This is a genomic window from Terriglobus saanensis SP1PR4 (assembly GCF_000179915.2).
Classification (GTDB): domain Bacteria; phylum Acidobacteriota; class Terriglobia; order Terriglobales; family Acidobacteriaceae; genus Terriglobus; species Terriglobus saanensis.
The window spans coordinates 1307327-1331428 of record NC_014963.1 but is presented as its reverse complement, the minus strand read 5'-3'; the positions used below and the strand labels follow the sequence as shown (position 1 = coordinate 1331428).

Below are 24102 nucleotides of genomic sequence, written 5' to 3'. Positions count from 1 at the left end.
TCCACAAGCGCCAGCATGCCGGAAGACGGTATGCTGGCCATTGGAATGTCTGTAGAAACCCCCATCCCAGCCCCCCACACGCAGACACCCGTAATGCGTCAGTTTTTCGCGGCCAAACAGGCCCACCCGGACTGCCTGCTTTTCTTTCGCATGGGCGATTTTTACGAGCTGTTTTACGATGACGCCATCCTCGTCGCTCGCGAACTGCAGATCTCCCTTACTGCTCGTGACAGGGAGAAGGCGATTCCCATGTGCGGCGTTCCGTACCATGCCGCCGAAAACTATCTGCAAAAGCTCCTCCGCCGCGGCTATCGGATCGCCATGTGCGAGCAACTCGAAGATCCCAAACTCACGAAGACCCTTGTCCGCCGCGGTGTCACCCGCGTGCTCACACCGGGAACGGCGCTCGATAGCAGCCTCGCAGCGAATGACAATACCTTTCTTGCGGCCCTGACACTCAACACGAAGTCGGATGCCGCAGGCGTTGCCGCTCTGGACCTTTCCACCGGCGAGTTCCGCGCGACGGAGTTTCACGGCAAATCAGCGATAAAAGAAGCAGTCGACGAACTCCATCGCCTCGCGCCACGCGAAATCCTGCTGGCAACGAACCTTCGTCTAGGATCGGCGCAGACGACGCTGAACGGCGAAGAAGACGAGACGCTTCCCGCTGCCGCGACCAAGACTCCGCTGGAAGACTGGGTTTTCACGGCGGATTATGCCCTGCCCCTTCTGCAACAGCATTTCCGTGCGAACTCTCTGGATGGTTTCGGACTTGGGACGCACGCCTCTGCCGCCACGGCTGCCGGTGCTCTGCTGCATTACCTCCGCGCCACGCATCATGAGGACCTGGAGCATCTGGACTCTCTCGGATACTACGAGCGCGCAACTTGCCTGGAACTGGATGCTGTCAGCGTGCGCAACCTGGAGTTGACGGAACCGTTGTTCTCAGGCGAATCGAACCAGACCACACTGCTCTACACGCTGGACGCCTGCCGCACACCCATGGGCAAACGCCTGTTACGGAGCACGCTTCTGCGGCCCAGCATCGACCCGATGCAGATCGCCGCACGGCTGGACTCTGTCGCCGAGGCCCATGCCTCCCTTCCGAAGCGCGAGACGCTGCGCCGCGCGCTGGACGGCATTCTCGATCTCGAACGCCTGCTGGCGCGCATTGCACTGGACTCCGCCGGACCTCGTGACGTGGTCGCTCTTTGCCGGACGCTCTCCGCTTTGCCCGGCGTGTTATATGGCGCGAAAGAATTTTCGCAAGGCCGCTGGTCCGCTTTGACGCAGGAGTTCGACACGCTTGAAGAACTCTGCGGACAGATCGGTCGGACCCTCGTCGAAGATCCTCCGTTGAAGTTGGGCGAAGGCGACGCGATTGCGCAGAACGTCGACGCGGAGATGGACGAGCTACGCGGACTCTCGCGCAGTGGACGCGAATCCATCGCGGCCATCGAAGATCGGGAGCGCGAACGCACCGGCATCAGCTCGCTCAAGGTGCGCTTCAACTCCGTCTTCGGTTATTACCTCGAAATCACGAAATCGAATCTCGCCAATGTGCCCGCCGACTACGAGCGTAAGCAGACTCTCGTCAACGCGGAGCGATTCACAACGCCCGAACTCAAGGACTACGAACGCAAGATTCTTACCGCGCAGGATCGCATCGCAGAGATCGAGCGTCGCATCTTCGTAGACCTTCGGCGAACTATCCTCGAAGCAGCTCACCGCATGCGTGAGACAGCGCGGCGTGTTGCCGAGATCGACCTTCTTGCGAACTTCGCGCATTTGGCAGCGCTGCGCAACTGGACGCGTCCGGTCATTGAGGAGGATTCGACCGTTCTGGAATTTACCGAAGCGCGTCATCCTGTAGTCGAGCTTCGTCTGGAAGAGTCTGCCCTGGGCCGCTTCACGCCAAACTCGGGCTTTCTTGATGCGACCAACGGCCCATCGCTCGCGCTCATCACCGGACCGAATATGGGTGGTAAAAGCACGTATCTACGCATGGCCGCGATGCTCGCCGTCATGGCGCAATGCGGCTGCTTCGTCCCTGCCGCCTCTCTTCGGATCGGTCTCGTAGACCGCATCTTTACCCGCATCGGTGCGAGCGATAACGTCGCCCGTGGCCGCTCTACCTTCATGGTGGAGATGACCGAGACTGCCGCGATTCTCAACACGGCAACGGCGCGTTCGCTCATCCTCCTCGACGAGATGGGGCGTGGCACGGCGACGTATGACGGCCTCTCGCTGGCGTGGGCCACCGTGGAACATCTGCACAACAAGATCGGTGCGCGCACCCTCTTTGCCACGCACTATCACGAACTCACGTTGCTTCATGAACAGCTCACGCGTCTCACGAACCTTCGCGTCGCCTGCCGCGAGACGCCCACTGGCATTGTCTTTCTCCACACGGTAGAGAGCGGTGCGGCTGACCGCAGCTACGGTATTGAAGTGGCGAAGCTCGCGGGCCTTCCTCGCGAAGTGATCGACCGCGCGCGCTCCGTCCTCAAACTGCATGAGAAGGTCGAGACACAACAGGTGCATGCACAGGCCGCGCCAGCACCGTCGATGCAGATGACGATCTTTACGCCGCTCTCGCAGCGCGTCGTCGATCGCGTCCGCGAGCTTGATGTCGACCGCATGACGCCGATGGAAGCGCTGCAACTTCTCTCGGAACTCAAGCGGGAGATCAGCGAATGAAGAGCCTCGTTGTTGCGGGCGTGATGTCTGGCACCTCAGCCGACGGGATCGACGTTGCCCTCGTCCGCATCACTCCACGCGAAGACGCCGCACCGAAGCTGAAGCTTCTCGGGCACACTGCAGTTCCCTACAGCAAGAAGCTGCGAGCCACCGTGCTCGCCGCCATGGATGCTCCGAATATCTCCGCTGCGGAACTCGCACGCCTCCACTGGCGTCTTGGCGAAGTCTATGGAGATGCCATCGTAGCGGCGCAACAGCAGCACAGGATCAAAGCGCACCTTGCAGGCGTTCACGGACAGACGATCTATCACCAGGGCATCGCGCAGAAGTATTTCGGCACGCCGCTGCGCTGCACATGGCAGTTAGGCGAAGCCGCGGAAGTCGCCGCCCGCACAGGCCTTCCCGTCGTCTCAGACTTTCGTCCAGCAGATATCACCGCTGGTGGGCAAGGCGCACCGCTCGTCCCCATCTTCGACCGCATCGCCTTTGCACACCCAAAGCGCAATCGAATTCTGCAGAACCTCGGCGGCATCGCCAACCTTACCGCCATCCCTGCCGGCAGCAAAGAGACGCTGGCCTTCGACTCCGGTCCCGCGAATATGCTCATCGATGCGTGCATGCAGCGCCTCTTCAACCGCACGTACGATCGCAATGGCGCAACCGCAGCTAAAGGGAAGACCCTCCAGCCGGTTGTCGAGCAGCTTTTGCAGACCAAGTACTTCAGCCTGCAGACACCGAAGTCCTGCGGTCGTGAAGAGTTCGGCGAAGCGTACGTCGACCGTCTTATTGCTCTCTGTAAAAAAGCGCGCGCGACCAACGAAGACATCCTCGCCACCGCGACCGCGCTCACCGTGCAGAGTATCCTCTCCGCTTATCGCAACCTCGTCTGGCCCTTCCTCGGCCAGAACGCACCACTGGCCGACGCGACGGACTACATCGTCGCCGGTGGTGGCACGTCGAACCGCACGCTCATGCAGCAGCTTCGCGCAGGTCTGGAGCCGCTCGGCATTAGTGTCTCCACCACAGACGAGCACGGCATACCATCGCAAGCCAAGGAAGCCATGGCCTTCGCCCTGCTGGCCTGGCTGCGCTGGAATAACCTTCCCGGCAACGTACCCTCCGCAACTGGAGCGAGCAAGCCTATGATTCTCGGCAAGGTGACGCTTGCGTAAGGGCCTCGCGCTTTTCATTCTTCCGTTGCTGCTCTGCGATTGTCATCAGAAGAGGCCGAACCTGAGCACCATCGTCGTCGATATCGAAAGCTCACCGAACAACCTGGACATCCGCATGGGCACCGATGCCCAGTCCGAACACATCGGCTCACTGGTCTTCGAGTCGCTCGTGCGCAAAGACGAACACTACAACCTGCAGCCCTTCCTCGCGGAGAGCTGGCAGCAACCCGATCCGCTTACGTTCGTATTTCAGATCCGCCCTAACGTTTTCTTTCACGATGGCTCTTCCCTCACTGCTGCGGACGTGGCGTGGACGATCGAAAGCATGCACAACGGCGCAATCCTCACCTCGAAATCCGGCAGCTTTACGAACGTGGTCAGAGCAGAGGCCACGGGCCCGCTCACCTGCACCGTGCACCTCAAAAAGCCCGATGCAGGTCTGCTCTTCAATCTCTCCGATGGCCTCTTTGGCGTTGTAAAAAACGGCGCCGGCAAAAACGCACCACTGATTGGCACTGGGCCTTTCCGCTACGTTTCGCAGGTCGTCGATAAAGAAGTTCTTCTCGACCGCAACGAGCATTACTGGGGCGCTCCCGCGCATGTGCCGCACGTTCGCATCGAGGTTGTCCCTGACGCCATCACGCGCGCTCTGGAGATTCAAAAAGGCTCAGCCGACATCGTCTCCAACGCTCTCTCGCTCGACACGGTTTATGCGATGCGTTCGGATCCAAACGTCCGCGTGGAGACTTATCCCGGCTCCATCCTGAACTATCTCAACTTCAATACGCTGGACCCTATCCTGCGCGACGCGCGTGTGCGGCAAGCGATTTCCTTCGCCATCGACCGGCCTGCGATCATCCACGCTCTCTTTCGTGACGAGGCCCGTCTCGCCAACAGCATGCTGCCCGAAGGACACTGGGCGGGAGCCACACCGAACGAGATCCTCACCTACAACTACGATCCCGCACGTGCTCGCGCTCTTCTCGAAGCTGCGGGCTACAAGTCAGACAACAAAGGCACGCGCCTTCACCTCACCCTGAAGACTTCGACGGATGACACCACGCGCCTGCTCGCCATCATCGTGCAGCAGCAGCTTCGCAACGTCGGTATCGATCTTGAGCTCCGCGCGAACGAATTTGGCACCTTCTATGCCGACGTCACCAAGGGCGCCTTCCAGATCTACGCCCTCCGATGGATCGGCGCGAACGAGGATCCGGATATCTATCGCTATGTTTACGCCACCAACAGCTTCCCTCCCAAGGGAGCCAATCGTGGCCGCTTCTCCAGCCCCCAGGTCGACGCGCTCATCGAGCAGGGGCAGGCCGAATTCGATCAGGCGAAGCGCCGCGTCATCTACCTGGAGCTACAGCACATCCTCGCCGAGCAGGAGCCCAGCGTAAACCTCTGGTATTTGAACAACGTGGTCGTTCATTCGGCACGTTTGAAGAACGTTCGCCCCACACCCTCAGCGACTTACGACTTCCTCAGAACGGCGGAAATCGCGTCCTCTCCTGCCCAATAACGACGGGCTGGTTTGACGCACTGCCGCATGCTTCGTACACTCAATGAGGCGGTTGAGAAACATCCATCGCCCACACCGCAGCCATTCGCTGCAAAGTATTGCCTCCTCGTTCAATGGTAGGACAGCTGACTCTGACTCAGCATATCGGGGTTCGAATCCCTGGGAGGCAACCACTTCTGCACCTTTCGGCACTGGTCCAGATCCCTCAAGCGGTCATAAATCAAGCATTATCAGCATTTAACATGTGAGAAGTGTTCATCTGCCTGCTTGTCTCTTCTCAGTTGCGGAAAGGCAGTGATACGCAGCTTGGCCGCGCCATAGGGGATGAGCTCCAGCATCTCCTCCGGAAGTGTGCTGGTCTGCGGCCCTTCCGGCACCGGTGCCGCGACTCCATCCTCTGAGCGCCAGGCATTGATGCGGCTAGCTTTGACTCGCAGCTTCACTGGTGCCGATATCGCCGCAAAAGGTATTACACCGACAGCTCCCTCCACGACCTCAACCTCCCCCGCCGAGCGCTCATCGACGAGCAAAGCGTAGTTCCAAAACTTCTTCGGGTACACCTGCCAATCTGCAGTCAGTCCCCTGTCGCGGAGTTTGACCCAACTCTCTCCAGGATCCCGGGAGAAGACCAACGGCCCACGCATCAGTGCGAGCGAATGGTTATACCAACGTGAAATCGAAGGGACCATGGGCAGATGCAAGTCAACAACATCCCCTGGAACCCAACGTCTTTCGATCAGCGCAAAGGTTTCCGGCTTTGCATCGATCGGTACCGGCTGGCCATTGATCCGAAGAGTGGCCGCGCTCGCCCATGCAGGAATCCGCAAGTGCAAAGGAAAACTCAACGCAGTCTCGGGAGACAAAACAATGCGGACATCCTGCTTGAACGGATACTCGGTCTCCACGCGAAGAGAGATCTTGTGATCGCTGACCGTGGTCTCGACCTCGCATGGGGCATACAACGAAGCCACTAAACCGCCGTCCGGCGAGCGCATCCACAGGCTGGACGTGAATTTAGGCCAGCCCTGGTGAAAGTTTGCCGTGCAACAACCGAAGTTGGGTTCGAGTCCGTACAGATTCGATTCGGGGCCGTTGGTTGTCCAGGGCTTGGAGTTGAGCCCCACCAGAACCTGATTGGCCTGCTGGTCGTACTGGTGAGCCCACATCGCGTCGTCGAAGGTACCGGGAAGAGCGTTGAAAGCAATCTTCTCGATACGGTCTGCGATGGAAGCATCCCCGAAGGTTTCGAGTGCGACCTCGAGGGAATAGAGGGTCTCCACCACAGTACAGAGCTCCGTCCCGTGGCTTGGATCAAGACCTGCCAAATGCTCGTCGCAGGAGAACATACCGTTCGGCATGCCGTGGAAGCGGTCGAGCGTGTCGATCTGTCGTTTGAAGTTGGCATGTTCAGATGCGTCCCCAGAAAGGCGGTAACGGACGGCCGCGGTTTTGATCGCTTGGCCATTATTGACGCCATGCGTTTCCATGCCTTCAGCCCTGTTCCCGCCGATGGCCGAAGCATCAAGATAAGCGCGCGAGGTGACGCCGGTATGCTTGAAGTCCGCGAAGCCTACAATCCAGTCATACCCCTGCTTCTCGAGCAGATTGGCAAGACGCAATAACGACGCGTCGCCAGTGCATTCATAGAGCCACTCTACAACGAGGACTTCATCCTGCCATCGATACTTTCCCCAATCGCGCAGGGGCCGTGTGGGCAAGACGGCAAGCTGGTAGTGAAAGTATCGCGTGAGTACGGGAAGGACGCGAGGATCCGCAGTGGCATCATGATATTGAGCCAACACCTTCAGCATCACCATGCGCGGCCACCAGTCGTCATTGCTCGCCGGGCCAATCATGCCGTTCGGTGCCTGATGGTTCAGAGTCCAGTCGATGAAACGCATCGCTTTGGCCTTGAGACGCTCATCATTGAGTTGCCACGCGAGTGGGAGTAACCCGTCAACGAAATAAGGACCGCGTTCCCAGCTTTCGCCCGATCCGCCCAGCCATCCACTATGCGGACCTACATCGGGCCAGAACTCATCCAGATGACCGCTTAGACCATCCGCCTGAATGCGCAGCTGACGACGAAGCCAGCCCCCCGGACGGATCTGCCCGAGTGGCAGCGCTCGAAACGCTGTGGGAGCGAGCTTCAGCGACGATTCGCGTCGCTCATCAGCGAAAGCAGATTTTTCTTTCAGCGCCACCGCGGCAACAGCAGCTGCCCCAACTTCTACAAACTTCCTACGTGTCAGCATCGAGATAATGAATTCCTTGTATACGATTTGCTTCGAACGAGAGTGTGGCGATGGTGTCAGCAGAAGTCTGGATGGGTGTTCCCAAAAGAAATCACCCACCCTCCCAAGCAGACCGCGGTCGTTAGAAGTTGATTCTCGCTCCGAGCAGCATATTCCTTTGTGCGTACGTGCTGGTCGATTGACCAAACGTCGTGTCCTGCAGCTTCGGATCGACGGCCATCAGGTTCACTCGATTTAAGAGGTTGAAGGTATCAAGGCGCAACTCCATATTGACGCGCTCTGTGATCCGCGTTGTCTTTTTCAACGTCAGGTCAGTGTCTGCATAACCGGGATTGCTGAACCGGTTCGGGGTTTGATTCCCTTCCGACCCAAAGGCCGGAAGCGTGAAGTTGCCACAAGGGAGCGCGCCGCCAGCACACACAGGGAAGACTCCATGACCTACAAGGAAATCGCTCCTATTGTGCTTCTGCGTATAGGCCGTGACGTTCGGGTAGTCGGTGTTATTTCCATCGGCGTTATAGTCTCCGCTGGTCAGAACATACTGGAGATGACCGGCTGCCAACTCGGTTGCATAATTCGCAGAAGTAATGCGTACCCCATCCGTCCCGGTAACGCTTACCGCCAAGGGGTTTGTGTTCTGGACACTGAAGGGCGTGCCGGCTTGCAGACTCGTAATCCCAGCCAAGGTCCAACCTCCCGCAATATGCCGGAGCAAGGGGTTGTGCAATGCGCCGCCTGGCAGTTGATAGTTCCATCCCAGCGAGAAAGCATTGGGCACGTTGAACAGCGAGGTTGAATAGTATTGGTTGTAGGGCGGTGCTGCGGTTGGGTAGCTCAGCCAGTCGTCCATTGCTTTGGAGTGCGTATAAGAAGCCGTGACAAAACCATGTCTCGAGAACTGCCCTTTGACCGCTGCGATGATGGCGTTGTAGTTCGCGGTCGGGCCATTCGTCGCATACGTAATCGCGGCGAAGCTGGTGTTGAGACGGTTCTGAATGCCCGTCCCGTTATATGCTCCGGAAGTTGCGAAGCTGGGATGCTGGAGAAGGTCGCCCGCAAAGGCGTTCACGTCATTGCCGTAGGTATGAGCGGCGAGGTTACCTCCATTCGTGATCAGGTTTCCAGAGTGAGATCCCTGATACCCGACACTGGCAACGATGCTTCTCGTCAGTGAGTGCTCAAGCGTCAAAGTGTAGTTCAAGGTGTGGGGCAAGCTAAGATTGGGGTCGATCCCGATCACAGTGAATCCTCCTCCCACGCGACCGCCTTTTGCATCCAGTGGAGCGCCAACAAAGGCTGGATACGGAAAGCCAAAGGGATAGGTATTCTGTGTCGCCAATCCGAAGACCGGTGCTGGCGTCGAACCATCGTTCTTGAACGTCGGACGCACAGGACCGGGTGGATTCGCAATCAATCCGTTCTCCTGGTTTCCAAGAGTGAACTCGTCTCGATAGACACCGAAGCCTCCACGCATGACCCAATCTCCTTTACCGAAGAGATCATACGCAAATCCGGCTCGGGGACTGAAGATCCAATTCAAATCGTGCGCGAACGTGTGGCTCTGCTGCGTAAAGGCGCCGTTGGCGATACTCTCGGCAAACGATGAGCCTGCCGCCGGATGAAAGTTCGCCAGCACCGTCTGCCCGAGCGCAGGGTAGGCATTGCCGAAGTTATCGTAGCGAATGCCGTAGTTGACCGTGAGTCTGTGTGTGACCTTCCATTCGTCTTCAGCGAAAGCACCGCCCGAGGTTTTGGCAAAGCCGTAATTATCGGCAAAGGGCTGTCCTGTAACTGGATTGAAAGCGATGTTGGTTTCAGTAAATGGATTGTCGTTGATCAGGTTGATGATGCTTGTGTAGGTAAAGATTGGCTGGCTGTATCGGCCTGCGAAGTACGCCAGGTCATCCCCATGCCAGCCTTCGTAACCGATTCGAAAGTCGTGATTGCCTCGGACATAGGTCACCACATCCCGCCAATGAAAGCCATGCTGAATATAGTCTTCATACGGATTGGCATCACCAAAACCGACACCCAGGTTCGTGACGTTGACCACTGGAACAGTGAACAGTCCCTTATTGGGGGTGTAGCCCTCAATCCGGTTGTACCCAGCAAAAGCTTCATTCAGCAAGTGAGCGGAAAACGTATGCGTTTCGTTCCCTTGCAGGGAGAAGGTATAGAGATTGCTGCTCGTTGTGAACTGCGGTCTCGGACTTGGCGCCGAGCTCGCAATCGTATTGCGAACGAAGAAGCCATTGACGCGATCCTTGTCGAAGACCTTGTCGACTCGAACGCTGTATTGGTACGAGGTATTCGGTGCCGAGGCATTGAAAATACCTGAATCAAAGACAGGCGTAGAGCAAGGGATGTTATCTGTGCTCGGAGTGTTACAGCCAGTGTTTGCTGCGATATTCTGAGCCCCAAAAACCGCCTGCGCGTTCGTAGACGACTTGAACACAACATTCTGCGTGGGATACTTCGTGAGCAGAGACGTCTCCAGCGAAGCAGGTTTCACCTGCTGGGCGAAGGCTGCGAACGCCGGATCTTCATAGGTAAGGCTGCCGCTATTTGGGGCAAGGGCTCCGACCGCAGTGAGAGCGGGATTTGGAGTGGAGGAAAAGTATGGTTCCAGTGTCGCAAAGAAGAAGAAACGCTGCTTCGGGATAATGGGACCACCCACTCCGAAGGATAGATCGGTGGTGTGAAACGGAGACAGACGAGTCGGCTTTGGTACGCCATACTCCCCACGCGCCTCCAGCCCTTGATAGGTGTAGTAGCCACTCGCAAAGCCATGGTACTGGGCCGTTCCGGGCCGGGAGGACATGAGGGTTTGAATGGAGCCGGACTTACCGTAATCCACGGTATAGGTGTTGGTCTGAACCGTTACCTCTGAGAGCGAATCAACATTGGGCGTCAGATTGGTCACACCAGCACCGATGTCGCTGTCGACATCCAACCCATCAACGATGACCGTATTTGCATTGCCCCCTCGTCCGCTCGCACTGTAGTGATTTGTGGTCTCCGGATTGAACGTTGTCGTCGCTGGCTGTATCCCGGTCACACCCGGCGTAAGACCCAACAGGGACATGGGATTTCTGGTGGCCAGTGGCAGATTTTCAAGCGCCGTCTGATCGAGGGTCAGTATTTCTCGGCTGTCAGCCGTATCCAGAAGTGGCGATTCGCCCGTGACGGTGACGCTGGTCGTGTCGCTGCCGACACCGAGTTTCAGAGAGACATCTCGGATTTGACCGGCCGTCAAAGTAAACCGCACCTTTGCGGGCGTAAAGCCCTTTGCAGAGGTGGAGATCTCATATTCTCCAGGACCAAGGCTCGTAAAGCGATAGAGCCCTGAGGTATCGCTGGCGCCGGTTTGCTGCACTTTCGTCGCAGTGTTCAGAAGAACCATCTGCGCGTTCGGTATGCCGGCTCCCCCAGCATCCTGGATGTTGCCCTGAACCCCAGCCGTGAACTGTGCAAACGTGGCCGTGGTCGTAAGCAAGACGTAGAAGACAAACGTTACGATCCTGCTGAGGTTCAAATGGGCGTTTGTAGGTTTCGGAGGTCTGGTCGGCTTTGGGACGGTCATCGGTTTCCTTCGCGTTAGAGATGAGTCAGAAGTAGCAGGCACAAAGCGGCGAACCAAAGCATTTCACCGGTGCTCAACCGATTCAGCTCCGAACCAGACTGGAATGAACTATTTACCTGACAGTAATGCGTCATGACTCAGGACTCGAAAACGGCGAAACGATTCACGATATCTTCACACTGGCGTGATTAACTCGAGCGAGAACAAACTATGGTGACGGCAAAACCAGAGCGTGAAGCGTCGGACACTCGTCCCCGAAGGCTAGGCCAGTTGCCAGCGGTCGGTTCGGACGGTGCGCGGCGGGAGTTGGTCCGCCGCATCGTGCACTCTCCGACCTTCGCCCGGAGCGAGCGTTTAGGCACATTCCTGACCTACGTCTGCGACATGACATTCAAAGGTCGCGAAGCAGAGATCAACGAACAGAAGATCGGTCGAGAGATATTTGGCCGACCCCAGGATTACGACTCAGCAGTGGACGGGATCGTCCGCAGCCAGGCAAGCCGGTTACGGCAGCGTCTGGAACTGTACTTCCAGCAGGAAGGTGCGGACGAACTAGTACGAATCACCATCCCACGCGGTGGCTATGTGCCGGTATTCGAGACACAAAATACATCCGTCCCCACTCCGGCAGATGTCGAGGCAACACTGCCTTCTCCCTACCTCTCCCCCCTGACACCTACGCCGAGTGTAGAAGTACATCCAAAACAATCTGTCACTGGAAGATGGTTGCCATGGGGACTAAGTGCTGTATTGACCCTGATGCTGATGGCACTCTGGTTTCATGACCGTAGTACCCTTCAACGGCCCGCTATCGCGGATCACCCACTCTGGAGCCACCTCTTCACTAAGAATCAACCAACCATGGTGGTTGCTCCAGATTCTGGTTTGGTGCTCTTTCATGGCATGTCAGGTCGAGACCTCGACTTGAAGGGTTATCTTGATGCAGGATATCGATCGGAGCCAGCCGTCCTGCCCCAGATCGGCCCAGCAGCATCTCTCAAGGATTCAGTCCTCGATCTTGCAAATCGCCGGTATACCTCCATCGTGGATCTCAAGACGATCCTAAGTCTTAAGGATCGGGCGCAGACCCTGGGCAGTGAAGTGTCCGTACGGTATGCCCGCGACCTGCGACCGAATGATTTCAAGGCAGGTGACGTCATCCTGCTCGGTTCGTCCGAAGCCGATCCATGGGATGAACTCTATGAACACAACATGAACTTCGTCTTTAAGGATGACTATAAGGGCGTCTTTTCGATCCTTAACCGGAACCCACAAAAAGGCGAACCTGCACGATGGGAGTCCAGAAGGGACGACCCCCAACGAACGGTCTTCGGGGTGGTCGCCTATATGCCAAGCCTTGCTGGAGACGGCAATGCTCTGCTGCTTGAGGGCACGGGGATGTCCGGCACTGAGGCGGGAATGGATTTCGTTTTGGACGATGCACAACTCCTGCCGTTCCTGAACCGCATACGACATCCCGACGGCACGCTGCCGCACTTTGAGGTGCTTCTGGGAACGCAGAATATGGGCGCTAGTGCCACGCAAAGCCACATCGTTGCCTGGCGTACGATGAATTGAAGGCCGTCTCAGACAGGCCTTCAGGAGCAAGCCAGCAACTTCTGCGGCTCAAAGCGAAACATGTCCGGAAAAACACAATATTCAGGAACTCCAAGCTCCAGGACAGGCTCTGCATCGATGATGCGTTGGACATGTTTTTCGAGCAGATTCCGATAAGCGCCGTTCTCCTCAGTTGTAAATGGGGCCATCTGATACGACATAGTGATATGGAACTGATAGGTCGCATGATTCTTGAGCTGAAAGCCAAAGACCTCTGCAAGCTTGTCTCGGAGAGACCTTAACTTCTTTTCTTCGTCGCTGTCGACTGCAATCATTCTTAAGGTGCAGGCTGTCGAGTAATGGATGGTCTGCTCTTGATCGACGCGCATACGCAGGGGTAATGGGCAGGAGAAATGTGTCTTCGCTATCCGCTCACCCACCATGCGATCGCAGACTTCAATCGGAGCATCTGCTGGTACATAGGACGGCCATCCGTAAGCAGATCTGCCCTGATCGTTCGCTCCTGGGAAGATGGTCATGTGGTAGCTGTCCGTAGAAGTAAGCCCAAGCTTGTGGCGATAAGAAGCCTGCGTTAGCGCACCGTGCAGTTCCACCATAGCGTCGCGCATCGCGCACTGCGCCGGTAAATGGCAGATGACCGTGTTGCCCGCGAAAGGGCGTGGTGTACCGTCGGGGTTGAACTTCAGAATCGTGTCCTGGTTTGGGATCTTCCGCTCCGGGCTTGATGAAGCTGTCTGCGAAAAAAGATGGGAAGGCAGGAACGAGGCGGCTGCCAGAGTGGACGACTGAAGGAGAAACTGGCGACGGTCACGCTGAAACAAGGTAGATCCTTTCTGTTTGGGGCTAGATATCGGATACCGCGGGAGATGAAGGCCAGCAGGTATTCCTGCTGACCTTCTTTGGATTTGTTCTGTCAGAATGCCAGCCGAAGCACCAGTTGAACCTGACGCGGCGGGTACACACTGGTACTTCCCGTAAAGCTGCCGAAACTGCTGCTATAGGTCGGGACACCGGATGAGCTATTGAGAGATCCCACGTTGGACGAGGGGCTAATGTAGTTGGTCGCATTGAGAACATTGAATGCCTCGATGCGGAACTCAGCGTTGTATCGCTCATTCGGCAATGCGAACTTCTTGTGAGCGGACAGGTCAAACTGGCCAAAGGCCGGGCCATGCAGACTGTTGCGTCCTGCATTTCCGAAGAGCTGTGTACCCGAGGGGATGGAAACTCCAGGCGGAGGTGTGGCACCCGATCCCGCAGTCAAATATCCGTTGAGCGAGCTTGCGGTCTTGACGAAGTTACGGCCGTACACCGCCGATGCCGCTCCGGTAAGATTCGGACGAATCGCATACGCAGCGCTCGTGGTGGAGACGACCTGGTTACTGCTCGGCGTGTAGGCCAAGTTGATCGGAACGCCACTGGTCACCACATTGATTCCGGTCAACTGCCACCCCCCGACCAACTGCTGTTCCCAACCCGGAGCAGATGAGAGAAAACGATGGCCCTTACCAAACGGTAGATCGACGATGGCGGAGGTCGTATTGTTAATTGGCTGATTGTAGCCGGAGGGGCCTCGATCTCCCGCTGGATTGAACTTGTTGATCACCGCGCTGTCGCCGTTCTGCGTTTCGAGATCGGCTGAATTAAGGTCAATGCCACGCGACCACGTGAAGGAATTGATGAGGAAGATGCCGTTGTGGAAGCGGCGCTGCAGCTTCGTCTGAAGAGAGTTGTAAACCAGCGAACCTGCGTTGCTCTCCGTGAGAATATCGGTGAAGTTTGCGATTGGCCGGCGGTTGAGGAGTGAAGTAGTGCACTGACCTGGAGCAGACGTGGGGATTTCGCTGGCGAGACAAGTACGGGCCTGGTTGAAGTCTTCAAGCGCAGGGATATGCACTGTATGATTTCCAACGTAAGACAACTCAAAGGTGGTATCCAAAGGCAGTTCCTGTTGCACCGACAGATGGAAGGCCTGCACGTAGGCGGGCTTGAAGTCCTTCGGCGTATAGCGTGTTTGCGCTTTAGTGGTGGAAAAGTTTGTAGGTCCGGCAAAGTTCGTCTGATAGCCATCCTGGGTTCTGCGAAAACAGGTCGTCGGATCCTGCGTCAGTGTTGTGCAAAGACCCTGCCCTGGTGTCTGATTCGCAGGCAGTGTTGCGGAATAGTTGTTCGGACCGTTGTAAGCGAGAAGGCCTTCCCCGCCAAACCGGAACAGATAGGCATAGCTGATGCCATAGCCACCGCGAACGACTGTCTTTGGCATTGCCTGGTAAGCGAATCCCACGCGAGGACCGAAGTTCTTGTAGTTTGGATCGACGAGAGCGCGACTTGAAAGCGAGTTTCCGCCGACATAGTGAATGTTGTAAACATGGCCGGGGGCGGTGCTGTTGATATCGGTACCGTCACCCGCTGCAAGCAGGCGATTATTCACTGGATCGAAGTTGTAGTACTTGTTGTCCTGCTCATAGTTCGGCGTCATGAACTCGTAGCGAAGACCGATGTTCAACGTGAGCGAAGGCAGGGCCTTCCAGTCATCCTGGAGATAGCCCATATGCCAGTAGCGAAGATAATTGACCTCATTCGGAGCGTTCAACTGATAGTTACTGCGCGCGCCAAAGAGAAAGTCCGCGAGATTCGCTGCCTGCGCCGTCGTAGTGCTTCCCGCGGAACTGAAGGAGCCTGCGTAGGTATCCTGACCGAACTTCGGATGGAAGTCTGAGATTGCCTGCGAGAGCCAACCGAACTCATACCCCACCTTCAGACTGTGGTGACCTTTAATCCAGGTGTAGTTGACCTTAGGGTTTGCCTGTGTGGGATTGTTGAACTGCGGATTCGTGCCCTGCTCTCCGAACTGGGTAAAGCCCGAGACAGCCTGAGCGTTGAGACCACCTGTGTAGGCAGGATCCTGCGGAACGTTCGGAATGCCTGCCAGCAGATTCGGTGCTCCGAGGAAGATCGGGGCCTTACCGCTTTGGGTCCATGTCTCACCGAAGCGCAATTCCAGAATCGAACTTGGCGTAAGGGTCAAGTTGAATCCAGCCGCGATCTGACGTGTTCTCGCATAGAGGGTTCCATTGGCATTGCCGCCGGCAGCACCGGGAAACGGAGGTGGCTGGAAGTAGGTGACTGCTCTCTGGCTGTAACGGGCAAATCCATTCTGGCGCTCGTTCCGGATGAAATCTACGCGGCCGTCGCCCTTATTGTCCGTCGTCGGAGCCGCTGGGAGGTACTGATAATTCGCCGCGGTGAGGGCGGCACCTGGAATATTTGGCTGCGGCAAGAGTTTGAAAGCAGCGAGTGCTACAGGGTTGATGTTGGGATCGTTGAGAGGTACTTGTCCATTGGTGTACACGGCACCGGTATAGGGGTTTTTGATTGGAATCGCTGTCCCGCCCGTTGTGCCATCGGTCGTGAAAAGTCCGCTCAACTCAGCAGCAGTCGGAAGCGTAGCCGTCGTGAGAGAGTGCGATACAGAGCGAAGACCTTCATAGTCTACGAAAAAGAAGAGCTTATCTCGACGCACAGCGCCGCCGAAGGTGCCACCGAACTGGTTCTGTACCAGCGTCGGTTTGATACCGGTTCCGTAGAAAGGTCCGAAGGCATTCAAAACGGTATTGCGGAAGTACTCGTAGACACCGCCGTGGAACGCGTTGCCACCGCTCCGTGTGTTTGCGTTGACGATGGCCCCACCTGCGCGGCCATACTCTGCCGAGTAATTGTCCGTCTGCACCTTGAACTCCTGAAGCGAGTCTGGCGACGGAATGACTGCCTGATTGGAATATCCCTGATTGGCCTCCTGATAGGCGTTGTTATCGATGCCATCCAGGATGAAATTGTTATCCATGGAGGTCAGGCCGTTCACGTTATAGGAAGCGTCACGCGGCGGATTGGAAGCCACAGTGGCAATCAGCGATCTGCGAACTCCGGGAACCAGCTGTGCCAGGTCGGCATAAGAGCGTCCATTGAGGGGGAGCGTCACGGCCTCAGTCCCCTGAATGGTTTGGCCGCGATCGCTGGTGTCGGTCTCCAATTGGGCTGCCGCGCCTGAAACAGTAACGGTTTCGCCAACCGCGCCGACGCTCAACCCAAGGTCAACGCGCTGACGCGCTCCCACGTTGACTCGGAAGACGTCCGTCTTCGAGCTCTGAAAGCCCGGAGCCGCAACCGACAGCACATACTCACCCGGCTGTACGCTATCGAACTCATAGGAGCCGCTCTGGTCGGTCTGACGCGTGCTCTTTACTCCCTTAGCAACGTTCAGTAGCTCAACTGACGCACCATTGATGATTGCGCCAGAGGGATCCTTGATATTGCCCAGGACAGCTCCGGAGTCAAACTGCGCATACACATCACTGCATGCGACGAGCATTGCAAGCAACAACAGGCGCGGCATATGAGAAAAAATCCACAGTGTTCTTTTCTTTGCATTCCGCTTCATCGCATTCGCTCCATAAGTAATTCGCCGAACATGAAAATTCCCTATCAATGGGGTTCGTTGGAGAAGAAATAGCAGCGCCATCTTGATCGGAGAAGCAGTTTCACCGAGACATGTTCGATACACCGACTAACCTATTTGGAATAATGGACTTAGCAGGCATCGATGTATCGGGATACAGTGAACACAGTGTGAATGGTTCACGGTATATTCACAGAATCCGCTTACACTTACGGCATTCCCATGCTCACTGCGAAGCAAGAACGCTCCGTACACTCTCCCCCGCCCGGTCAAACGACTTCGGCGACGGACTGGCTGGAGTCAGCTCATCGCGAACTGGTTAATCGCATCGTGATTTCGCCTACCTTTGCTCGCTGCGAACGCCTTTCCACCCTACTTAGTTACATCTGCGACATGGCGCTCAAGGGCCGTGAAAGTGACTTGAACGAACAGAAGATCGGACAAGCCGTCTTTGGCCGTTCACAGGATTACGATTCTTCCATCGACGGTATCGTTCGTACCCAAGCCAGCAGACTGCGGCAACGACTTGATCTGTACTTCGAACAGGAAGGAGCCGAAGAGCCGACTCGGGTCGTCATTCCAAAGGGCGGTTATATTCCAGTCTTCATGCCACGTCGACTCACCGACGTGACGGTGGAGGTGCAGCCTCCCGCACCGAAGGCTGCCGAAATTCTTCCTGCCACACCCGCACACACGCCGAGATCTGGCAGCCAGATCATTCCGTGGCTCCTCTGCGCCGCGATGGCCTGTGTCCTCGCCATCGTATTGATCCAGAATCATAAAAAGGCGACAGAGATTCCCGCCGCTTCCTCGATCCATCCGCTCTGGAGTCAGATCTTCGTCCCACAACAGACAACGCTGGAAGTACCTGGCGACTCAGGATTGGTACTTTCTCATGTCTTCGACCACAGAAGCATTTCCCTCAATGAATATCTGCTTGGCGACTACAGAAGCACGAACTCCAATTCGCCTGCGAATCCACTGTCACTCGATATGAGGTCGCTGCGGACCGAAGTCACCAATCGCCGCTATACCTCGATCGTCGATTTGGAAGCGGCCGTAAAACTTGCACTGATTGCACAATCTCTTCACAGCCGCTTACAGGTCGGCTATGCGAGAGATTTAAGACCAAATGATCTGAAGAGCGGAAATGTAATTCTCGTCGGCGCGTTCGAGGCAAACCCCTGGGTTGAATTACTCGAGCGCAACATGAACTTCCTTCTGCACAATGACTACAAGGCAAAGGTATTTTCAGTCATCAACAGATCTCCCCATGCAGACGAGCCAAGCCATTGGGACTCCAAGTTGGATGATCCGCAGCGCCGTGTCTATGCCGTCGTTGCTTTCACACCCAACCTTTCGGGCAACGGAAATGTACTCCTCATCGAAGGCACTTCCATGGCAGGTACGGAAGCGGCATGGGACTTTGTTTCCGACGATTCCGAACTGTTGCCCTTTCTGAAACGGATCCAACATCCCGACGGCAGGATTCCGCACTTCGAATTGCTACTCGGTACACAGAACATGAGTTCCAGCGCTGTACATAGCAATCTTCTTGCATGGCGAACCAGCGATTAGGAAATGAAATAGGATCTACAGAATTTAGCCCTAGGATGTATCGACATATTCACTTCCGCATTTTCCGTATTTTTGTTGCAGTGGCTGCATGGAAAGTCGGGTTTCTGGTTATCACTCGACGCCTTTGTCTAGCGCCACGATCAAGCGAATGGGCACTATGCGCTGTAGACCTTAGCCGGAGGAACTTCCCTGTTTGTTGGATCGGTTGGCGGACAGCGAGCCGCTGCCGTGTACTCGCCGATCGGTTCAGCTAAACCCAACCACCTCCAGCCGGGGCAACGGTTGCGAAACTAAGCCTTCCGATCGCGCTATACCTGAGAAATAACGTGCAGATGCACCGTCGACTTGGCTGCTATTCATCAGGAAGTAACATTGTCGCTATAACATGAGGAATCTACAGATGGAAGCGCGGGCATTCAAGGCGGCAATTGCGGCGAGAACACCGCCCAAGCATGCGTTTTGTAGCGAAGGTATTTCGTCGGGCGAGCAACAGCTCCCCAGCCTTGACGCCGAATCTATCCGTTCTCAACTCGACCGCATACTAACTAGCAATCGTTTCAAGAACTCCGTGCGGATCTCCCGCTTCCTCCGCTACGTCACGGAAACCGCTCTCGATGGTCGAGCCGGAGAGATCAAAGAAACCTCTATCGGTGTCTCCGTTTACGACAAAGCGCCCAGCTACGATCCGAAACTCGACACCGTTGTTCGCAGCGAAGCGAGACGGCTGCGCCTGAAGTTGGAGGGGTACTTTGAAGAGGAAGGCCAGTTTGACCCTATCCGGATATGGATTCCCAAGGGGGCATACCTCCCTATATTTGAGGCTGTGGCAGTGCAGCCTTCAACTATTGCCGAAACATCCAGCACTTCTGATCTCGTTATACTAGGGGGCACCCTCGCCCCTTCTCCTTTGGCAGTACCTCCCGCAAGCAGGCTCCGCCGAATTCTGCTTTACGCCTCGTTTCTGGCACTCGGTCTCTCGTTCGGTCTCGGGGCTTTGCTGTTTGTTACCCGGACACCGGACCATTGGAGAAGTGTCGCGCGTATCATCCCACTTACTACCTTTCTCGGGGAGTCTTATCAACCCAACGTGTCGCCTGACGGGAAGTCTGTGGCTTTCATCTGGAATAACGGGGGCAGCACCTATAGCGTCTACGTTGTGCGACCTGGCGGTAAGCCTCTCCGAGTCACGGCTGGCCCGGGTACGGATATCCATCCTGTATGGTCTCCCGATGGAAATTTAATCGCGTTCCTTCGAGTCACGTCGAGTGGCTCGCAGGTAAGAGTAGTGTCGTTCCCCGGAGGATCAGAAAATGCGTTATTCGCTCTGCGAAACGGTCGCCCATGGAGCGAAGATCTGTTGGGGATCAGGAATGATACCGGGCCAAGTTGGTCGTCGGATGGGAAGGGCCTCATTGTGTCAGACGTCGCGCCGTCAGGCCGGGGCATGGGCTTATATAGATTCGATCTGAATACTCACGAGCTACACTCTTTGACGAATCCTTCTTCCGACGAACGTGATCTCAACCCGACTCTTTCGTCGGACGGAAAGTGGTTAGCATACGCGCGCTTTTCGAGCTATGACTCATCGGACGTTTTTATAAGGTCACTGCTCGACGGCAGAGAACGAAGGCTGACATCGGATCACACGGATGTTCAGGGATTGGCCTGGAGTGCTGGTAACCGTGAGATCGTATTCTCTTCGAACCGTGGCGGCGCTTATGGTTTATGGACAATCGGTCTGGATGGGGGTAACCCCTCCCCGATATCCGCAACAGGAGAATCGGCAATTCAACCGGCCATCTCTCGTGATGGCCAATTTCTTGTCTACGCCGATTTCACACTTCGCTCCGAGATCCTCAAGATCGGAGTTTCGCAGGCCGGCACCTCCGTTCCACCTGTCAGTGTCGCGCCCTCAATCCGAAGCAGCCATAGCGCGCAATTTTCTCCCGACGGATCGCGGATTGCCTTCGTTTCGGATCGCAGCGGAAAATGGGAACTTTGGGTTTCAAGCGCAGATGGTAAAGAGGCCAGTCAGCTCACCAACTTCGATACCGGTTCGGTTGGCAGCCCCCGGTGGTCTCCTGATGGACTGTCCATAGCGTTTGACGCTCGGCCGAACGGACGTTCCGCGATCTTTGTCATTTCACCTGATGGACAAGGCCTTCGCAATCTGAGTCCGAAAGGACAAGAGGAAAAGCAGCCAGCCTGGTCATCGGATGGGAAATGGATCTATTTCGATTCCAATCGAGCTGGCTCCATGCAGCTTTGGAAGATGACAACGTCAGGCAGCGATGCGACTAGTGTCTCGCAGTTTGCACTTACTGATGCGCATATCGCTCCGGACGGCAAGTCCATCTTTTACACCAATGGAACCGAGGGACTCTGGCAAATGCCACTTAGTGGCGGATCGCCCGTTCAGATACCCGGTCTTGAACACTGTAGATTCGGAAGGCTCTGGACCATCTCCGATGGAGGAATCTATTACGTGAACATCCGTGGCGATCGGTCAAAGGTGATCCGGTATGATCTCCAAACACACTCGAATCGCCCCGCGCTCACCTTGCCCCGCGATCCCCTGATTGGCTATCCCAGCTTGTCGTACTCGCCATCGGACAATGCCATTCTGTTCGCCACCAAGGAAGACTCAAGAAGCGATCTGATGATGCTTTGGGCCATGCACTGAGCACTGCCACAGTTCGATGTTCGGTGTGTAGTCCGGCAATAGATGATGCACGCTTTCCGATCACGAGAAAAACTGTGACGTGAGAGGTGCCTATGGCCCAACCTCACCCGTCACGCGCACCTGTTGGTATGACGGGATCTCGACCATGATTTCGATAGCCTGCCTTCCTCGATGCTCAATGAAGCGCTGTCTGACTTCCCTCCCTCCGACAACTTTGGCATGCCTCAAGTGCTTATCTTTTTCCGGTGTGATAACGATTGTGGCAGAGTAGTTGTGCGTATTTAGATTTTTGAGCGTGGCCAAGATCTCACTTCCATCTCGCCGGTAAGAGAGGTCAAACGTGCTCCAACCGATTGTTGCTTGCTTCCAAACAAACTCTTTCCATGGTGCGAACGGCGCAAATCGTATGGACTGAGCTGGTGCATCAACCGAGATGCCTAAAATGTCATGGATGAACAAACAGAGATACACCGCCGTGCCCCATCCGCACTTTCGAGCTACGCCGCCACGCGTCGGTTTGTTCGGATCCTTGCTTCCGTAGGCGTAAGGCCACCACCACAGCGATCCGTCCAAATCAGTGAGGGATCGAATTCGTTGCAATCTGTCCAGAATCTGGACTTCGTCCCATGCTCCGGCAAGCGCAGTAGTCCAACCAGGAAATGTGGCGGAGTTCCAATCGGAGTTGTACCACCAGATTGCATCGAGGTCTTCAGAGTAGAGAGGGTTTTGAGCGGTCATCGCTGATGCCGCATGGTTTATCAGTCGCAGATCATCGGCACCGCAAAATCCGTAAAACGGCATCAAAGTTGTTTCGCTTTCTTCGCCGTCATGTCCCATTACAAAAGTCCCATCGACGTTCACGCCTTCTACGAAATGCTGCCCTGCAGGCCCGTTTTTAACACAATGTGCGTCGATTGCCTGACGGATATCGCCTGCGACCGTGGACCACTCTTTAGCCAGGACATCGTTGCGATACACGTCATCTGCAATCCGGGCCATTCCTGAGAAGGCCACCCAAGCTGCAACATTTGACCCTGTATGGAAGTCGCCACGTGCCTCTCCGTCCGAGAAATACAACGATGGAAAGAGCATCGCTGACGTACGGCGGCTTGCGAGAACCTCATCGAGAATGGTCTTCGCTCTTCTCAGTATTTCCGGTCTTGCAGTGAAAAATTCGCGATCCCCGGTTGAGCGATAGTACATCGCCGCGAGGGCTAGACCGGAGACTGAATTGCTGAGCGATTGACTAATGGATTTGACTCCGGGGAAGCGCGCTTGGCCCGCACCTGTTGTTACGGAAGGTCGTCCCCATTCCAACAAGTAAGGAATCGAGTCCCGACAGAGGGACGGTTCTACGAGACTCATGGCCAACATGGAATAGTAAGAATCCCGAACCCAGTTCACCTGATTAAGATCGACGTCGCTGCCAAGAAATCCACCACTCACTTTACCGTCGGATGAACGCAACGCTGACTGACGGGACAGCTCCGAAAAGCGAATCACTGATTCAGAAAAAAAGGTTTCGCCAGAGATGACAAGGTGACCATAAGACTCACGCCGAGATTCGAGTGTGTCTTGAAGCCAGGATGAGAGGGTTTTAGAGGAGATCCTTGTTTGAGTTCGAAGCACTTCTGCAGGGCTTTCTCCTAACATCAACGCATGTCCTGAGGCAGCAATAGAATTTGCTTCAACATGGATACGGCTAGTGATGGACGATAAGGCCATTCCGATGTAGCCATTCTGATCAAAGCGCGCGTAGGCAAACGACGCTCTACTCTTCGCATCAACAGCCAAATCGCTAGCTTGTCCAGCGGCTGCAAGTGAAAGATCGTCTTTCGGTTCATCGATCGCGTCTTCGAGTTGAAAGTCGATAGCGTGCGGCGTGCCACCTCTATTCTCTATGAGAAAAATGGCGATGAGGGCTCGGGGAGATTGGGCTGTCCTCAGTAAATCGACTGGCGCAAAAACAAATTGATGGATTCGAATTTTCCCAAATTCTTGAGTGAACATTGGAAAGCAATTCTCAATGAGCGAGACTTCCATCTTCCCAGGAGACGCATTGACTGTGTCTACGTTGGCCTTGAGCAACCAAGGGCCACCGTATAGAAGCCGTTTTGTGGAATAGACGCCACCCTTGAGTTTTTCAACTGCCAGCGGCACAACCCCTTCACAGATACAGGCACGCTTTATCTTTCCATTTCGAGTAAGGGAAGCTGCAAGCTGATTATTGGATATATCGAAAGATAGTTCTGACTCCTTCTCGGTTGATTGCTCATAGTCGCTTCCCACCGTGCGGCCTTTGCCCGTGGAAGTTAGACCAAAGTTGACGCTCCGGTGCAGCGATAGGATTCGTCCTAACGATTTCTCGGCTGAAACTCGATCGCTGGCCAGAATTTTTCCGAGCGGAGTTGCTGCTAACAGTTGGAGAAAAAGCCGTCGTGAAATACAGGTCGTCAATAGTCTTCCGATCGATATGCGTGAAGTCAAAGAATGGATGATGCGGGAGCAATCGAACGGATGGCTGCTACATCTGGCACCGTCGCGCGATGTAGCAGCAACAAATTGGTAATAGGGG

11 protein-coding genes and 1 tRNA gene are annotated in these 24102 nt (G+C 55.7%); 7 read left to right on the top strand and 5 right to left on the bottom strand.

What is annotated here, in order from left to right; all coding sequences use genetic code 11:
- The first annotated feature begins 30 nt into the window (after positions 1–30).
- From mutS to ACIPR4_RS05505, 4 genes are all read left to right on the top strand, one after another.
- The gene (gene mutS / locus ACIPR4_RS05520; RefSeq protein ID WP_013567668.1) at positions 31–2700 is read left to right on the top strand and encodes a DNA mismatch repair protein MutS; all 2670 of its coding nucleotides are present in this window, start codon (positions 31–33) and stop codon (positions 2698–2700) included.
- Positions 2697–3872, top strand: a complete 1176-nt coding sequence (locus ACIPR4_RS05515; RefSeq protein ID WP_013567667.1) for an anhydro-N-acetylmuramic acid kinase — start codon at positions 2697–2699, stop codon at positions 3870–3872. The genes mutS and ACIPR4_RS05515 overlap by 4 nt, the downstream gene beginning before the upstream one ends.
- Complete coding sequence (locus tag ACIPR4_RS05510; protein ID WP_013567666.1) at positions 3865–5394, top strand: ABC transporter substrate-binding protein; 1530 nt, start codon at positions 3865–3867, stop codon at positions 5392–5394. The genes ACIPR4_RS05515 and ACIPR4_RS05510 overlap by 8 nt, the downstream gene beginning before the upstream one ends.
- Before the next feature lie 99 nt (positions 5395–5493).
- Positions 5494–5567 (top strand) — tRNA-Gln (locus tag ACIPR4_RS05505).
- 57 nt (positions 5568–5624) lie between these two features.
- Here the strand turns inward: ACIPR4_RS05505 and ACIPR4_RS05500 are convergent.
- Positions 5625–7649, bottom strand: coding sequence for a beta-L-arabinofuranosidase domain-containing protein (locus ACIPR4_RS05500; RefSeq protein WP_013567665.1), 2025 nt, complete (start codon positions 7647–7649; stop codon positions 5625–5627).
- Between the two features lie 121 nt (positions 7650–7770).
- A complete protein-coding gene (locus tag ACIPR4_RS05495) occupies positions 7771–11232 on the bottom strand; it encodes a TonB-dependent receptor (RefSeq protein ID WP_013567664.1) in 3462 nt (1153 codons plus the stop codon).
- 210 nt (positions 11233–11442) lie between these two features.
- On the opposite strand from ACIPR4_RS05495, the gene ACIPR4_RS05490 reads away from it, so the two are divergent.
- Positions 11443–12810, top strand: coding sequence for a hypothetical protein (locus ACIPR4_RS05490; RefSeq protein ID WP_013567663.1), 1368 nt, complete (start codon positions 11443–11445; stop codon positions 12808–12810).
- A 20-nt stretch (positions 12811–12830) separates the two neighbouring features.
- Here ACIPR4_RS05490 and ACIPR4_RS05485 read toward each other — a convergent pair whose 3' ends face one another.
- Both ACIPR4_RS05485 and ACIPR4_RS05480 read right to left on the bottom strand, forming a co-directional pair.
- Positions 12831–13631 (bottom strand): DUF1868 domain-containing protein, encoded by an 801-nt coding sequence (locus ACIPR4_RS05485; RefSeq protein ID WP_013567662.1) that lies wholly within the window; start codon positions 13629–13631, stop codon positions 12831–12833.
- A 92-nt stretch (positions 13632–13723) separates the two neighbouring features.
- The gene (locus ACIPR4_RS05480; RefSeq protein ID WP_245536464.1) at positions 13724–17203 is read right to left on the bottom strand and encodes a TonB-dependent receptor; all 3480 of its coding nucleotides are present in this window, start codon (positions 17201–17203) and stop codon (positions 13724–13726) included.
- A 237-nt stretch (positions 17204–17440) separates the two neighbouring features.
- Here ACIPR4_RS05480 and ACIPR4_RS05475 point away from each other — a divergent pair, with 237 nt between their 5' ends.
- A complete protein-coding gene (locus ACIPR4_RS05475) occupies positions 17441–18844 on the top strand; it encodes a hypothetical protein (protein WP_013567660.1) in 1404 nt (467 codons plus the stop codon).
- A gap of 568 nt (positions 18845–19412) precedes the next feature.
- Positions 19413–21527: a PD40 domain-containing protein gene (locus ACIPR4_RS22055; RefSeq protein ID WP_187290250.1), complete on the top strand. Its 2115-nt coding sequence runs from the start codon at positions 19413–19415 to the stop codon at positions 21525–21527.
- 90 nt (positions 21528–21617) lie between these two features.
- Here ACIPR4_RS22055 and ACIPR4_RS05465 read toward each other — a convergent pair whose 3' ends face one another.
- Entirely contained in the window at positions 21618–23984 is a 2367-nt protein-coding gene (locus ACIPR4_RS05465) for a glycoside hydrolase family 125 protein (protein ID WP_144312330.1), read from the bottom strand.
- Between the last annotated feature and the right edge of the window lie 118 nt (positions 23985–24102).